The organism is Candidatus Bipolaricaulota bacterium, assembly GCA_021159055.1.
In the GTDB taxonomy this organism is placed as follows: domain Bacteria; phylum Bipolaricaulota; class Bipolaricaulia; order UBA7950; family UBA9294; genus S016-54.
In genome coordinates, this window is the sequence record JAGGSO010000030.1 from 26,975 (window position 1) to 42,405 (window position 15,431).

Here is a 15,431-nt window from a genome sequence, read left to right on the forward strand (position 1 = left end):
TCCTTGTTGTCTTGTTTAGGAAAGCTCCATTCCGCAGGAGATTATACTACACGATGCTGTACGGATCGACGGCGTCGCGGATGGCATCCCCCATGAAGTTGAACGCGAGCACGGTGATAACGATGAACACCCCAGGGATCAGAAGCCACGGATGCTGCTCGATCCCGGAGATGTTGTTCGCTGCGTTCAGAAGAGAGCCCCAGCTTGCCATCGGCTCGTGGATCCCCAGCCCGAGGAACGAGAGCGTCGCCTCGGTCAGGATCATCCCCGGGATGGTCAGGGTCGCCGCAACCACGAGATAGCTCGTGATGTTGGGAGTAATGTGACGGAGAATGATCCGCAGGTCGTTGGAGCCAGCCGCCTTGGCCGCAGTGACGAAGTCCATCTCGCGGATCGCCAGGATCTGCCCACGGATGACCCGTGCCGCACCGGCCCAGCCGATCAGCGAGAGGATGATGATGATCCCCAGGAACTGCTGTGCCGGCGGGAGCCCCATCCCGGCAAGAGCCGCCCCCAGTGCGAGAAGGATCGGGAGGCCGGGGATCGCCATGAACACCTCGAATACACGCTGCATCAGCATATCTATCCAACCGCCGTAGTAGCCGGAGATTCCCCCGAACAGGATGGCAAATGGCATACTGAAGATGATGACTAACGGCCCGACGGCGAGGGATATCCATGACCCGACCATCGTGCGGGAGAACAGATCGCGACCGAACTGATCTGTCCCGAACAGGAATACAGGAGCGGTGGATCCGTCCTTGGCCTGTGCCCCGAACAGATGAATGTCGGTCTTAAATATTCCCAGAAACCGGTACGTGTCGCCGTGGACGAAGAAGTGAATGTAGTATTTTTTGGATGTGTCCTCGGTGAAAAGCGGTTGATAGGTCTCGGGATCGAACGACCGCTTGAGCGCGTACACGTACGGTCGCAGAGAAAACCCTGATTCACTGCGAAAATGGAGCGTGCTCGGCCTGACGAACGGGTAGCTGCGAAATTGCCTGGCATAGGGATAGGGAGCGATGAACTGGGCCCCGATCGCCATCAGGACGAACAGGAGGATGATCCCCGTCCCGATGTTTCCGAGGCGGTGCTTCCGAAACCCCCGCCAGATCAATCCCCATTGCGAAGGTCGGGCTTGTGATTCCTTCTTGGCCTTAGATCCCATCTATGTTCCTCCGTATTTTCATTGGTATCGGATGCGCGGATCGACCCAGGCAAGCATGATATCGGCAAGGAGGTTCCCGACGAGGAGGAGGAAGCTGAAGAATACCAGTCCCCCCATCGTTACGTATTGATCCTGGGCGTTGAGCGACTGCCAGTACGCTCGCTCCACAGTCGGCAGGTTGAAGATAATGGCAGTCACCAAGGTTCCCGAAAGGAGGTTGGGAAGGGACATCCCGAGCATGGTGATGAGCGGGTTGATCGCGTTGCGGACGGCATGCTTGTAGATCACGACGCGCTCAGACAACCCCTTGGCCCGCGCCGTCTGCACGTAGGGAAGCCTAAGTGTATCGAGGAGGCTCCCGCGCATGTAGCGCATCAATCCAGCCATCCCCGAGGTGCCGACCACAAGCCAGACTGGCCACAAGTGCCACAGCAGGTTCAGGAATTTATTCCACGACCACGGGGCCTCGATGTACTTGTTGCTGAACAGCCCACCCACTCCGAGGTCGGGGCCGACGTGAAACACCGCAACCAACATCCACAGCACGACGAGAGCGAAGAAGAAGTTGGGGATCGACAGTCCCAGGAATCCGAAGAAGGTCAAGGTGTGATCGCTCACCTTGTACTGATGGGTCGCGGAGTATATCCCCAGCGGGATGGAAACCAGCCACGTCAAAAGCATCGTGCTTGCCGAGATGATCAGCGTCCAGAATAGCCTCCCTCCCATGAACAGAGTGAAGAAGACGGGCTGGCGCGTCTCGAACGACGTCCCGAAATCGCCGTAGCGGATGATCCGCGTGAACCAGATCCACCACTGGACGATGAACGGCTTGTCGAGGCCGTAGCGGTGCGCCATCTCGTCGAACGTCTCCTGGGTGATGTCCGGGTTGAGCCGGGAGCGGGTGAGATAATCCCCCGGCATCAACTGCAGGATGGCAAATGAGATCAGGGAGATGATGATAAGAAGCGGAATCATGTACAAAGTTCGTCGTATAATATAACTTATCATCGTTAACCTTCTGAAATATGCGGGGACGCGTTGCCGCGCCCCCGCGATTGGGTCGTTGTTACTTCTTTATGTATACGATGTCGATCAGGCCACCGCCCGGAGTCGCCAGCGGGTTAGTCGCCTCACCGTTTCCGATGAAGTTGTAGTACGCGTAGGTGAACTTCTGGTTGACGGTGAAGATCAACCCGAGGTCCTTCTCCGCGAAGAGCTGCTGGTACTCCTTGTAGTACTCGAACGCCTCATCGTTGTCGTACGTAGAGACGCCCTTGTCGAACAGCTCGTCGATCTGCTTCTCGTAGTCAAAGATATCGCCCTTGGCCGCCGAGTAGTGCCAGAAGTGGAGCCCTCCGGTGGAGCGATACACGTTCGCACCGTTGTTCGGCTCATCTCCGCCGGTAAGCCCGAGGACGACCGCCTCGTACTGGCCCCCGAGGAGCTTGGTGACCAGGGTGTTGAAGTCGACTGGGTTGAAGTTGGCCTTGATCCCGATCTTCTTCAGGTCGTCGGCGAGGATCTGGCAGAACCCTTCACGCAGTGTGTTACCGGAGTTCGTGTTGAGCTCGAACTCGACCGGGGTACCGTCCTCGAACTCGCGGATCCCGTCTCCGTCATTGTCCACGATCCCGATCTGATCCAGAAGTTTCGCCGCTTTATCCAGGTCATAGTCATAGATCACAGCGTTCTTCTCAGTGATCGGGCCACCGTAGTAGTCGCGTCCCGCGTAGAACGGGGAGTTCATGCTCACCGGGCTCCACTGCGGGGCCGCGAGACCGTTGTACAGGTTGTTGATGACCGTCTGCTTGTCGATCGCATGCGCGATCGCCTGGCGGAACGCGAGCTTGCGGAACAGCCCCTTCAGCTTCTCGTTCGGGGTATCGAGGTTAAACGAGACCCATAGGGTTCCGTACGTCGCGCCCTTGATCAGGACGGTGAACCCCTTCTGGGCCTCTTCGGCCTTCAGGATCGGGACGTCGCTCGGGCGGGCGCCGAACGCGTAGATCTCACCGTTGCGGAACTTGAGGAGCGACACGTCCTGGCTCGCCACCACCAGGTCGACCCACTTGTCGAGGTAAGGGAGCTGGACCCCGTTCGGATCGTAGTGGTAGTAGTAAGGGTTGCGGACCATCACGACCTGCTGGTCCGGGGTGAAGCTGTCCAGGACGAACGGTCCCATGCCGACGATCTCCTTGGGGTCGGTATCGAGTCCCCACACGCCGTTGAACGTACCCGCCGGCACGTCCGGGTTGAGCTTGTGCACGTACTGGGCAAGCTTGTGCTTCGGCATGATCGAAACGCCCATCGCGTTCAGGATCGGGCGGAAGACCATGGATATGGTCACCTTGACGGTGTAGTCGTCCACCTTCTCCACCTTCGGGAACGAGCCGTCCGGAAGCTGGAGAATGTCGCGGGTGTCGGTCTCCACGTCCTCGTTGAAGTAGAGATCGTTGAACGTGAACACAACGTCGTCGGCAGTGAACGGCTCGCCGTCAGACCACTTGAGCCCCTGGCGCAGGTGGAACGTGATCGTCAGCCCGTCCTCAGAGATGTCCCACGACTTGGCGAGCTCGGGCTCGATCGCGCCGTTGATCGGGTTGGTTGTGGTCAACCCCATGAACATCTTGTCCGTATAAGCGGTCGTGCTCGTCTCGTGCGCGGTGACGGCGTTCCACTTCTTCGGGTTGGAGATGGTCGAGGTGTAGAGGGTCCCGCCCCTGACTCCAGGCTGCAGGTCAGCGTACGGGGTCCCCTCCTGTCCGAGGGGAACGATCAACGCATCCTTCGGCATCGTCGCGTACCCCTGCCCGAACACCACCGCACCGGCAGAGAGGACGAGTGCCAGTCCAATTACCAACAATGCCAGTCTTTTCATTATATGTAACCTCCTTTGTTTGGTCCCTTACTTGCCGTACCGGTTGGCCAGGGCCACCTCGTAGGCGTAGAGGTATTCTGCGCTCTTGACGCCGTGGCCGGCGACGAGGACCTTCTCCAGATCCTGAGCCGTGAGGTCGGACTCGATCAGCTTGCTCGACAGGGCGATCGCCCCGGCGATCCGCAGCCCGGCGCTCTCTCCGTTCAGAGCGAGGTCTTCCAGCTCCGCCTGGGTCTTCGGGTTGAACGAGAGGTAGAACCCGGCCAAGACCTCACCAGCGGCGTAGGCGAGCTCGTCGGAGTCGTTGGTGACCGCTTGCTCTTCGAGGTCGGCTGCCTTCAGGCTACGACGGCTGATGAAGTAGTAGGCACGTGCCGCTGCAAGCCGTACCTCATGGGTCTTGCTTGTGTCGGCGGCCATCGCCTTCAGCTCGTCCGCCTTCTTTGCGATCAGGTAGGTGACAAGCGGGTTCACCGCCGCGGCCCGGATCATCTCCGGTTGGTCACCACCGGCGATCGCCATGAGCTCGTCTTCGGTCTTGTCACGATAGAGGATCTCGAGCGCCTTGCTCGCTGCGGTGCGCAGACCGATCGTGCGGCCGTTTGCCGCCAGGGCTTCAAGTTCAGCTACCGTCTTGCTCTGGGCGTAGGAATCGGCGAGAGCCATCCCTGCCGCCGTGCTGATTTCTGGGATCAGTTCGTTGGAAGCGATGTCCTCCAGTTGCGCTGTGGTGTACGCTCCCGCAATGAGTGAAAAGAGCAATACCACACCAGACAGTGCGACCAGCGTTCGCAGGCCGAAACGTTTCATATTTGTACCTCCTTTTTGATGTTGAAGCCGTCCCAAAAGATACTGCAAAGTTGCCGCATCACCTCCGGGCTTCCTAAAGTCTAGTGGAGAGTCACCTAATCATACCAGGAGTGGAGGCGGAATGTCAATCAGAAAAACAGTCGATCCACTCCCCCACCGATTTGTCGAGCTCTTCACGGGAGAGCCCGCACGCTTCCCGAATCGCGGAGTCGAGCGAGAGGTCTTCTCCGAGGGGGGACGTACCGATCCAGATGGACCGGATCGCCTTCGGACCGAAATGATCGAGGACGTACTTCAACATCAGGCCCGCCTCGATTCTGACAGTATTCGGATCGCTCGTTCCGTAGTCGAGGATGTACAACGAAGTCCAGCGTCCCTCCTGACGGAGCCGTCTTCCTTGGGCGACGAGGTCCGCGGTCTCTGTAGTGAGGGCAACAGCGAGGCCGTCACGGAGCAGATTCGAGTAGGTATCCATCCGGAACGCATAAGCCGGGATCGTCCGTGCGAGCTGAAAGACAGCGTCATCATCGACGAGGAGGTGAAAGGCGGCACTCTCCTCCGGGGGGAGCGGGGTAACCGTCTCTCCTGCAGTCCTTGTGGCTTGGTCGGGATAGAGGAACACCGTCACCTGAGAGGGAAGTTCAGCGGGTGCGAGAGCGAGTTCCCCGATTACCTCCTGATAGCTTGTCTGGAGCGTTTTTACCTTCTCCTGCGCTGTAGCTCGATCTGGAGCGAGCACTCGAATCGTACCGCTGCTGGCCGTCGCCCAGCCGTGGAAGAGAGTGAGGTATCGCTTCATCTCAGCGTAAACTTCGCCGGTTAGTCCCGCGGCGATCCGCTCCGCCGCGGCGAAGTCCCCCATGGAGATTGCACACTTAACCGCGATCGCGATCTCGGCCGGATCCGCAGACCCGACTAGATACTTCCTCGCCTCTGCGTAGGCTCTTCCCGGATCCCCGCTTGCGAGGAGGTAATAGGAATGCCAACGATGGTAGTCCGGGGCTTTCATTCCGGAGGCGAGTGCCGCCTCACGCCACCCCTCACTGAGATGGGTAATCGACTCCGGGGTGATACGGGCGAGCAGCCGCTCCGTGCTCCCCTTTCCCCATGCGCGTCTCACCCCGGTAATCCCCCCTTCCTCCTCAATGAGGAATTGAACGAGCGACGCCGACTCGAGCGCCGGAATCGAGCCTGTCTCGTTCTCGACCCTTAGATCGAAGATCCCCTTGAACGCGTCGAGGGAGACGATCGCGGCGGGAGAGTAGGGGGAGTCGAACTGATCGTACAAAGAAGGCGGAAACCGGTTTTTCTCCTCTAACCGGATCAGTTGAGGGATGGAGAGAAAGAGGCGGTCGGGGAGTCCGGCGACGACCGCGTGGAAGTTGCGGTTCGGATCAGCTGCGTACATCCGCATCCCCGTCTTCAGGATCTGGGATCGGCAGTCTCCCCACCCGAACGCAAGGACCAGCTCGGCGAGGCGGGGACGTGGGTCCTCCCCCACGAGCAGGTCCAGTGGTGCAGTATAGGTCGAGCTGGCGTTCGGACCTTTTCTCTTCATGATCGAGCTCTGGAGATCAGAGATATCGGGATGGACAAAGACGTCGATCGGTTGGGGGATGAGTTTCGGATCCACGTGAAGGAGGGCGATGAGGTCACGCAGCTCCTCCTCCAGCTCCGCGGCGAGGACGGAGTGACCGCTCTTGATCGACGAATCCTTGGGATACCACAGATTGAACTCCTCAGTCCGGTAGCACACCAAGCCCTGGAGCTCAGGGGTGGCGGCGGGTTGGACCAAATAGATGAGTATCGCGATCGCGATCCCGATCCCCAATCCTCCAATGAGGAGCCCCCCGATCATCGCCATCACTGGATTACGAAAAAACCTCTTCCATCCCTTGCGCTCTTGCATATTGCGGTGATTATACCGGACATCGGACAGGGATGCCGGGAGCAATTTTGACAGGAGGGGAGCCCGTTGCTATACTAGTCATCGCGGGGTTTGATGCACGTCGTACGTGAAGTAGGAGGCCGCTATGGAGATCCTGAAAGTCGCATCCCGTTCAAACCCAAACTCGGTCGCTGGGGCGATCGCCGGGGCACTGGAGAAGGACGGCGTTGTTGAACTGCACGCGATCGGCGCCGGTGCGGTTAACCAGACAGTGAAAGCGATCGCAATCGCTCGTCGTCTCGTGGAGAAAGGAGATGGCGCTCCGATCAAGGTTGTCCCCGGGTTTGTTGAGCTGAGGATCTCCGGTGAGGAGAAGACCGGGATCCGGTTCATCGTGGAAAAGTAGCTTATCCATCCCTATCTATGACATTGAGCAATAGCATTAGAGAATGCCTTGTCGCGGCTTGGGAGTCCCTTGGCTACAGGGCGACGCCGGTGGAGGTGACCCCGGCGGAGCGCCCGGAGTTCGGGGACTTCTCCACAAACCTCGCCCTTGTGGGAAGCAGAGCGGCCCAACTTCCGCCGCGCGAGCTCGCGACGCAAATCATCGCTCATCTCCCGGACGGACCGTTCGCCAAGGTGGAGATCGCCGGACCAGGGTTCATCAACCTGTTCTTGAAACCCGAGTTCATCCACTCTGCCCTGCGGGAGATCCTGCAAGCCGGGGAGGAATTCGGCAGCACGAACATCGGAAACGGGAAGTCACTTCAGGTTGAGTTCGTCAGCTCCAATCCCACCGGCCCGCTCACCGTGGGGCACGGGCGCCAGGCGGTCCTCGGGGACGTCCTCGCATCCCTGTATGAGTCACTCGGGTATCGGGTGACGCGCGAGTACTACTTCAACGACGAGGGGCGCCAGATCGATCTCCTGGCGGAGTCCCTGTGGGTGAGATACCGGGAGCTGTTCGGGGAGCGGCGCGAGATCCCGGAGGACGGATACAAGGGCGACTACCTGATCGAGATCGCCCGCGCCGTCCGGGACGAGATCGGGGATCGGTTCCCCGAGTTCACCCCCCAAGCACGGGAGTTCTTCGCGGAGGCCGCCGTATCCCGGATCAAGGAGTCGATCCGGGAGGACCTCGCCCGCCTTGGGGTGGAGTTCGACGTCTGGTTCAGCGAGGGGGATCTCCACCGCAGCGGGGAGGTGACCGCGACACTGGATGCCCTGCGCGCCCGCGGCGGGACCTACGAAAAGGACGGGGCGATATGGCTGCGGGCGGAGGAACACGGGGGAGCGAAGGATTCCGTCCTCATCCGCAGTGACGGGCGCCCGACCTACCTCATGGTCGACATCGCCTACCACATGAACAAGTTTCGCCGCGGCTTCGCTCGTGTTATCGACGTCCAAGGGGCCGATCATGTGGTGGAACAATCGTGCGTCAAGGCCGGGCTGCGCATCCTCGGGGTGCCGGAGGAGTTCCTCTCCTACGCCGTGCACCAGTTCGTGAGCATCAGGGAGAGGGGGGAAAGAGCCCGGATGTCGACCCGCGCCGGCAGGTTCATCACCCTCCGCACCCTCGTGGATGAGGTGGGCAAGGATGTGGTCCGGTACTTCATGGCGGCGCGCAAGCCGCAGAGCCACCTCGAGTTCGATATCGACCTCGCCCGTGCCCAATCCCTCGACAATCCGGCCTATTACATCCAGTACGCCCACACCCGCATCGCCTCGATCTTCCGCAAGGCGGAGATCACACGCGAATGGGCCGATGTCGATCTCTCCCCATTGACGGCGCCGGCGGAACTCGGGCTGATCAAGCTCCTCGATCGGTTCCCGGAGATAATCGAGCAGAGCGCACGCGAGTTCGGACCGCACCTTCTCACCGATTATGCCCTCGAGGTCGCCCGTGCCTTTCACGCCTATTACGATGCATACCGCGTGTTGGGAGAGGAAGAGGGAGTCACGCACGCCCGGCTCGCCCTCCTCGCCGGGGTGAAGACCGTCATCTCCCGGTCGCTCGGGCTGTTGGGGATGACCGCACCGGAGGTGATGTGATGGCCTGGTTCGACCGACTCAAACAGGGACTGAAGCGGACGCGCGCCGGGCTCGCCGCCCCGCTCGGTCAGATCCTCCGGGGAGGCAAGCTTGAGCCGGAGACGATGGAGGAGCTGGAGGAGGCGTTGATCGCAGCTGATGTCGGGGCACGCGTCGCCACTGAGCTGGTGGAGTCCCTCGCCGCTGCCGGAGGCGCCCCCCTCGATGCGCTCAAGCAGGGGATCAAGGCCCGGCTCGCCGGGGCGGAGCGCCGGCTCGCCCTGCGAACCGACGGGAGCCCGACGGTGATCTTCGTCGCCGGGGTGAACGGGTCGGGGAAGACGACCACCGTGGCCAAGATCGCCGCTCGGCTGCGCGCCGAGACGCCGGAGATTCCGATCACCTTCGCTGCTGCGGACACGTTCCGGGCGGCGGCGATCGAGCAGCTCGGGGTGTGGGCGGAGCGGATCGGAGCCGACATCATCAAGCATCGGATCGGGGCCGACCCGGCCGCCGTGGTGTTCGACGCGATCGACCACGCGGTCAAGACCGGCGGGGTCCTCCTGATCGACACCGCGGGCCGGCTCCATACCAAGCACAACCTGATGGAGGAATTGAAGAAGATCGAACGGACCGTCCAAAAGAAGCTCGGACGCCCCTCGGACGAGCGGCTCCTCGTCCTCGACGCGACGACCGGGCAGAACGGGATCTCGCAGGCGCGCCTGTTCCACGACGCAATCGACCTTTCCGGGATCGTCCTCACCAAGCTCGACGGGACGGCCAAAGGCGGCGTGGTCCTTGCCATCTGGGAAGAACTTAAGCTCCCGATTCTGTACATCGGGGTTGGGGAACAGCCGGAGGACCTGCACGAGTTCTCTGCCGAGCAGTTCGTCGAGGCGCTCTTCTCCGGGTAAAATCGCGAGATTGAGGGATCGAATGATTGGGAGAAAATAGCGATTGAAATTGCTCAATCGCGGGATCGCAGAATTTTTATGGAGGTGCAGTCAAGTGAAAAAGTACGTGTATTTCTTCAGCAAGGGCAAGAGCGAGGGGAACGCCTCGATGAAGGATATCCTCGGGGGAAAAGGGGCGAACCTCGCGGAGATGGCCAGGATCGGAATCCCGGTCCCGCCCGGGTTCACCATCTCAACCGAGGTCTGCCGCTATTACGCCGAGGAGCATCCGGGTGAGTACCCGCCCGGATTGAAGGAACAGGTCGAGGAGAACATGCGCAAGCTCGAAGCCGAGACCGGGATGCGGTTCGGGGATCCGGACAACCCGCTCCTCGTCTCGGTCCGCTCCGGAGCAGCGGTCTCCATGCCCGGGATGATGGACACGGTCCTCAACCTCGGCCTGACCGACGAGACGGTGCAGGGACTCGCGCGCAAGACCGGGAACGCCCGGTTCGCCTACGACGCCTACCGGCGGCTCGTGCAGATGTACGGGGACGTCGTCCTCGGCCTGAAGCCCGAGTCCGAGAAGGAGCTCGATCCGTTCGAGCAGATCATCGACGCCCTGAAGAAGAAGCGCGGGGTTGAGCTCGACACCGATCTCACCGCCGACGACCTGAAGGAGCTCGCCGAGTCGTTCAAGCAGGTGATCAAGGACAAGCTCGGGGTGGAGTTTCCCCAGGATCCGAACGAGCAGCTGTGGGGGGCGATCGGGGCGGTGTTCGGCTCGTGGAACAACCCGCGGGCGATCAAGTACCGCGAGATCAACGACATCCACGGCCTGATCGGAACCGCGGTGAACGTGCAGGCGATGGTGTTCGGAAACATGGGCGAGAACTCCGGCACCGGGGTCGCGTTCACCCGCAACCCGGCGACCGGTGAGAACGAGTTCTACGGTGAGTACCTGCTGAACGCCCAGGGGGAGGACGTCGTCGCCGGGATCCGCACCCCGCAGCCGATCTCCACGCTGAAGGAGCAGATGCCGCAGGTCTACCAGGAGCTCCTCGAGATCCGCGAGATCCTGGAGGAACACTATCGCGACATGCAGGACATCGAGTTCACCATCCAGGAAGGGAAGCTCTACCTCCTCCAGACGCGGACCGGGAAGCGGACCGCGGCGGCCGCGGTGCGGATCGCGGTCGACATGGTGAACGAGGGGAAGATCACCAAGGAGGAGGCGCTCATGCGCGTCACTCCGGCCCACATCGACCAGCTCCTCCATCCGACATTCGATCCGGAGGCGGAGAAAAAGGCCGTGCTGCTCACCAAGGGGCTCCCGGCAAGCCCGGGCGCGGCGACCGGAGCGGTCGTATTCTCCGCCGAGGCGGCGGAGGCAGCGGCCAAGCAGGGGAAGAAGGTGATCCTCGTCCGGATCGAGACCTCACCTGAGGACATCGGTGGGATGAACGCCGCGCAGGGGATCCTCACCGCCCGCGGCGGGATGACGAGCCACGCCGCCGTCGTCGCCCGCGGGATGGGGAAGTGCTGCGTCGCTGGGGCAGGAGATCTGGTGATCGACTACGCGAAGGGCGAGTTCACCGTCAACGGGCACACAGTGAAGGAAGGGGACTCGATCAGCCTGAACGGCTCCACCGGCGCCGTCTACCTGGGAGAGGTTCCGACAATTGAGCCGGAGCTGTCGGGGAACTTCGGCACCATCCTCACCTGGGCCGACGAGGTCCGGCGCCTCGGGGTGCGCACCAACGCCGATACCCCGCACGACGCCGCCCAGGCGGTGAAGTTCGGCGCAGAAGGGATCGGGCTCTGCCGCACCGAACACATGTTCTTCGAGGGAGATCGGATCATCGCCGTGCGCGAGATGATCCTCGCCGACGACGAGGCCGGTCGGCGCAAGGCGCTCGCCAAGCTCCTCCCGATGCAGCGCGGCGATTTCGAGGGGATCTTCCGCGCCATGGGGGCCCGCCCGGTGACGATCAGGCTTTTGGACCCGCCGCTGCACGAGTTCCTCCCGCACGATGCTGAAGGACAGCGCGAAGTCGCGCAGGCGATGGGAATCCCGGTGGAAAAAATCAAGGAGAAGGTGGAGGCGCTGCACGAGTTCAACCCGATGCTCGGGCACCGCGGCTGCCGGCTCGGGATCACCTATCCGGAGATCACCGAGATGCAGGCCCGTGCGATCATCGAGGCGGCGTGCACCGTGTACAAGGAGGGGATCAAGGTCCATCCCGAGATCATGGTCCCGCTCGTGGGAAACGTCAAGGAGCTCGAGCTGCAGCGGGCGGTGATCGACAAGACTGCACAGGAGGTCCTCAAGGAACAGGGCCTCACCACCGATGACATCCCGTACAAGGTGGGGACGATGATCGAGGTCCCGCGTGCCGCGGTCACCGCCGACGAGATCGCCCGCGAGGCGGAGTTCTTCAGCTTCGGGACGAACGACCTCACCCAGATGGGGTGTGGATTCTCCCGCGACGACGCCGGCAAGTTCCTGAAGGAGTACGTCGCCAAGGGGATCTACGAGTACGATCCGTTCCAGGTCCTCGACCAGGACGGAGTGGGCAAGCTCGTCAAGATGGCGTGCGAGCTCGGACGCAAGACCCGGCCGGACATCCACCTCGGGATCTGCGGCGAGCACGGAGGTGAACCGCGGTCGATCGCGTTCTGCCACCGCGTTGGGCTCGATTACGTGAGCTGCAGTCCGTACCGCGTCCCGGTGGCGCGCCTCGCCGCGGCACAGGCGGCGCTCGCCGACAAGTAGCGACACTATTGGCACCTGATAACAACGGAGGCTGGGAGATCCCGGCCTCTTTTTTTGGTGCACCGTGGAGACGCAGAGGACGCTGAGACTGGGGTTTCCGATGAGTCCACGCTCTTGCGCAGGATTATCCCTTTGCCGTGCTTTCAGCATCTCTGCGGTAAAATCCTACCCGTCGAGAAGGTGGTGAGTTGACGAAAGAAGAGACGATCGTAGTAGCGGGGATCGGTAAGGTGAGGATCCGCCTCGTTCCGACCGAGGAGGAGCTCGTGCAGGCGGAGCGGGCCAAGCGGGCGCGCGGGTTCTTCCTCTCCCTCGTCGAGTCCCTCTTGATCGAGCCTGAGTATGTCAAAGAAGACTGGGTCAAGCTCCCAGAAGAGGCACTCCGCCCTCTTGCCCGTTTGATCGCACAGGCGAACGGGCTCGACCCGTACTTCAAGCCGAAGAAGGAAAAGCCTTTCTACAACGCATTTCGTAACGCATGGCGCATGCAGCGGGCCGCGCACCGGGACGCCATCTTCCAGCGAGCGCTCGCTGCATGGAAGGCGCATCTGGAGGCAGGACTCGCCGCGGTGGAGAAAGCGTACACCGAGCAGGTCGGGATGGATCGATCTGGTTTGTGTGAGCTCGCCCGGGACGGCTACCTCCTCTCCCCGCGCGTCATCGCAGCGGTCGGTAAACCGGTCGCTCCGGACGGGCTCGGAGAACTCATGACCGCGGAATTCATCGTCGGTCTCGTCGAATCGTGGTTCGACCTTCCCCCGTTCATCCGCAGGGAACGGATCATCCGCGATGCGATCTCCGCGTTCCGGCGTGGGGAGTACGCACTTTCGATCTATGGACTGCTCCCTCAGCCCGAGGGTGTCCTGTGGGACTACCTGAAAGAGGCGAACCCGGCCGAACTCACGCTGGAGGAGCTGATCGAGATCCAAGGGCGAAGCTACGTCACAGTGGAAGCATTCCTGCGTGAGATTCTCTCTCGCCTGATCGGGACGGAAGAGCTTCCGTTCTATCGATTCGTCAAGTTCGCTGCGTTCACCGACGACGGAACCCTCAACCGTCACGCAGTGGAACACGGGATATCCCTCGCGTTCGCCACCCGGGAGAACGCGATTCGGGTCATCCTCCTTCTCGATTTCGTCCACTTCGTCCTCAAAGAATTGGAACATAAATAGAGCTCACCACCGCGGTTCGTGATCCGTAACTTTCGATCAAGATTTGCGTGATGCCTCAAAACGAGAATTGTCAGAGGGGTATCCGTCGTTGCCTCAGAATTTGGGTTACCCATTGCATCTCCACAGCTTACTCAGGTTCTTCTCCATTCGATGGCGAATCTCTACTAGGTTGAGGCCCGGATAACCTTCTTGGAAACTTCGGCCGATGCGCGCTGAGAAGACGGTAGATGGTAACAGAGTTGATCTGTCTCACCAGCTTCTCAACTTCGGGACAGAGCGTTGGTTCGCCGCTTTGCTCCAACACATTCATGGCTTCGGTAACTTTTTCAATGAGGTACTGTAGTAGGCCAAGACATCGTGACCCCCCTTAGAGGCCCAGATCACCGCCACCTTGTCGAGTAGGATCACCGGGAAACAAGCGAACTCGTCCGGTAGATCTAATCCTAATTCTCGCAGCTTCTCCATCGGCGTCTTCCCCTCCATCCCCGCCCCAAAGTGTGGCCGCTCCACGTTGTAATAATACTGCCACCGCCGCGCCAACCTCAGAAACTCCTCATCGTTTTTAGCCCGCTTAAGACAGGGAATGTAGAACTCCTCGTCATCAGTGCGGTGCGACCGCTCTACCCGCCCTTGGTACCCCTTCCTCCCTTTTGGAGCCCGCCGCAGCCTCGCTCCAAACGGCCGGTAGTACTTCTCGTCCAGCTTGGCTAGGTGTTCTGGATTCTCTCCTCCAAACTCAGACCCCCAATCCTCTTGCCAGTCCACCTCGACCTCGATCCCCCATGCCCTAAGCCAACTCATCACCAACGCCACAAAACATAGCCCGTTCACCACTGAGAGCCTGTGGCTGTAAGCTAAGAATCTAAGCCTTGTCCGCCCCTCAAGGAATGTCCACTGGTAGCGGGGAAGCCTGTGTTTCCTCAGGTGGTCCCAACGCTTTGTCCCCAGCGTCCCCTTGTCCAGGATGTCCTTGGTGTCCACCTGGGCAAGGCGGAACGGCTCCTCCTCTTCCCACGCCCAGCGGGCCGGGTAGAACGTCTTGCGCTTCTTCCTCTTCCTCCTGCCTTCACCCAGGTGGCGCCTTAAGATGTGCCTGACCGTTCCCTCGGGTAGCCTCAGGGCGTGAGCGATACGTCTTCTGCCCCAGCCCCGCTCCTGGCTCAGGGAAAGGACTTCTTCCTCCACCTCCTTGGGAGTGCGGCGAGGGCTTGTGTGGGGACGGCGTGATCGATCCACAAGACCCGCCTCCCCTTCCTGCAGGTACCTCCGCACCCACTTGCGCACGGTATTGCGGGAGATGGAAAGCCGACGGGCAGTCTCCCTCAGGCTCCCACACTCCTTGTAGGTGTCCACGATCTTCAGTCTTAAGGTCACTTTGCCCTCCGGGTGGGTGATCTTGTAAGCTTCGGTGAGCGTAAAGGCCAGCAAGGTGGCATCCCTCCTTTCATGGCTGTTTGTACAATCTTACGCATAGGAGGGATGCCGCACTTTTTCAAGAACTCCTCGAACGCTGAAAGGTTTGGGGGTGGGTCACCATGTGTTGGCGCATCCACCGGAGATGCTTGAACTCACGTAGTGTCTTCTCTACGTTCATCCCCCGAAACTGCTTACGCCAGCTGTAGAACGTAGCTTGTGAGATTCCATGCTCACGACAGATCTCCGTGATGGTCTGGTCTCCCTTGTCCGCTTGCTCCAAAATCTTCACAATCTTTTTTCAGCGAACCTACTTCTCTTCATGAGAATCGACTCCTTCCTCAGAGCGATTCTCTACTTACTGGTCCAGTTTCAAGGGTGCACGCCCCGCGGAAGAGCTTC

Annotated in this window: 12 protein-coding genes; 5 read left to right on the top strand and 7 right to left on the bottom strand. The window is 60.8% G+C overall.

The features are described 5' to 3' along the window. Positions 1–46: 46 nt before the first annotated feature. From J7J55_01755 to J7J55_01775, 5 genes are all read right to left on the bottom strand, one after another. Positions 47–1,168: an ABC transporter permease gene (locus J7J55_01755; protein MCD6141429.1), complete on the bottom strand. Its 1,122-nt coding sequence runs from the start codon at positions 1,166–1,168 to the stop codon at positions 47–49. A gap of 18 nt (positions 1,169–1,186) precedes the next feature. Beyond that, entirely contained in the window at positions 1,187–2,143 is a 957-nt protein-coding gene (locus tag J7J55_01760; GenBank protein ID MCD6141430.1) for an ABC transporter permease, read from the bottom strand. 91 nt (positions 2,144–2,234) lie between these two features. After that, on the bottom strand, positions 2,235–4,046 hold the full coding sequence (locus J7J55_01765; GenBank protein ID MCD6141431.1) for an ABC transporter substrate-binding protein: 1,812 nt from the start codon (positions 4,044–4,046) through the stop codon (positions 2,235–2,237). A 27-nt stretch (positions 4,047–4,073) separates the two neighbouring features. Continuing rightward, positions 4,074–4,856 carry a hypothetical protein gene (locus tag J7J55_01770; GenBank protein MCD6141432.1) on the bottom strand — a complete coding sequence of 261 codons (783 nt, stop codon included), beginning with the start codon at positions 4,854–4,856 and terminating at the stop codon, positions 4,074–4,076. Between the two features lie 124 nt (positions 4,857–4,980). After that, the gene (locus tag J7J55_01775) at positions 4,981–6,720 is read right to left on the bottom strand and encodes a hypothetical protein (protein ID MCD6141433.1); all 1,740 of its coding nucleotides are present in this window, start codon (positions 6,718–6,720) and stop codon (positions 4,981–4,983) included. A gap of 169 nt (positions 6,721–6,889) precedes the next feature. Between J7J55_01775 and J7J55_01780 the strand changes: the two genes are divergently transcribed. From J7J55_01780 to J7J55_01800, 5 genes are all read left to right on the top strand, one after another. Beyond that, on the top strand, positions 6,890–7,150 hold the full coding sequence (locus J7J55_01780) for a stage V sporulation protein S (GenBank protein ID MCD6141434.1): 261 nt from the start codon (positions 6,890–6,892) through the stop codon (positions 7,148–7,150). Positions 7,151–7,173: 23 nt separating this feature from the next. Further along, entirely contained in the window at positions 7,174–8,796 is a 1,623-nt protein-coding gene (locus J7J55_01785; protein ID MCD6141435.1) for an arginine--tRNA ligase, read from the top strand. Beyond that, positions 8,796–9,689, top strand: coding sequence for a signal recognition particle-docking protein FtsY (ftsY, locus tag J7J55_01790; GenBank protein ID MCD6141436.1), 894 nt, complete (start codon positions 8,796–8,798; stop codon positions 9,687–9,689). Before J7J55_01785 ends, ftsY begins: the two co-directional genes overlap by 1 nt. Positions 9,690–9,783: 94 nt before the next feature. Further along, positions 9,784–12,444, top strand: coding sequence for a pyruvate, phosphate dikinase (locus J7J55_01795; GenBank protein ID MCD6141437.1), 2,661 nt, complete (start codon positions 9,784–9,786; stop codon positions 12,442–12,444). Positions 12,445–12,632: 188 nt separating this feature from the next. Continuing rightward, positions 12,633–13,616 carry a hypothetical protein gene (locus J7J55_01800; protein MCD6141438.1) on the top strand — a complete coding sequence of 328 codons (984 nt, stop codon included), beginning with the start codon at positions 12,633–12,635 and terminating at the stop codon, positions 13,614–13,616. A 306-nt stretch (positions 13,617–13,922) separates the two neighbouring features. Here J7J55_01800 and J7J55_01805 read toward each other — a convergent pair whose 3' ends face one another. Together J7J55_01805 and J7J55_01810 are read right to left on the bottom strand one after the other, a co-directional pair. Beyond that, positions 13,923–14,990, bottom strand: coding sequence for a helix-turn-helix domain-containing protein (locus tag J7J55_01805; GenBank protein MCD6141439.1), 1,068 nt, complete (start codon positions 14,988–14,990; stop codon positions 13,923–13,925). A 118-nt stretch (positions 14,991–15,108) separates the two neighbouring features. Then, the gene (locus tag J7J55_01810; protein ID MCD6141440.1) at positions 15,109–15,321 is read right to left on the bottom strand and encodes a transposase; all 213 of its coding nucleotides are present in this window, start codon (positions 15,319–15,321) and stop codon (positions 15,109–15,111) included. Between the last annotated feature and the right edge of the window lie 110 nt (positions 15,322–15,431).

Coding starts and splice junctions, on each gene's coding strand:
- J7J55_01760 (MCD6141430.1), bottom strand. CDS start 2,143: ATGATTCCGCTTCTTATCATCATCTCCCTGATCTCATTTGCCATCCTG.
- J7J55_01775 (MCD6141433.1), bottom strand. CDS start 6,720: ATGGCGATGATCGGGGGGCTCCTCATTGGAGGATTGGGGATCGGGATC.
- J7J55_01755 (MCD6141429.1), bottom strand. CDS start 1,168: ATGGGATCTAAGGCCAAGAAGGAATCACAAGCCCGACCTTCGCAATGG.
- J7J55_01765 (MCD6141431.1), bottom strand. CDS start 4,046: ATGAAAAGACTGGCATTGTTGGTAATTGGACTGGCACTCGTCCTCTCT.
- J7J55_01780 (MCD6141434.1), top strand. CDS start 6,890: ATGGAGATCCTGAAAGTCGCATCCCGTTCAAACCCAAACTCGGTCGCT.
- J7J55_01770 (MCD6141432.1), bottom strand. CDS start 4,856: ATGAAACGTTTCGGCCTGCGAACGCTGGTCGCACTGTCTGGTGTGGTA.
- ftsY (MCD6141436.1), top strand. CDS start 8,796: ATGGCCTGGTTCGACCGACTCAAACAGGGACTGAAGCGGACGCGCGCC.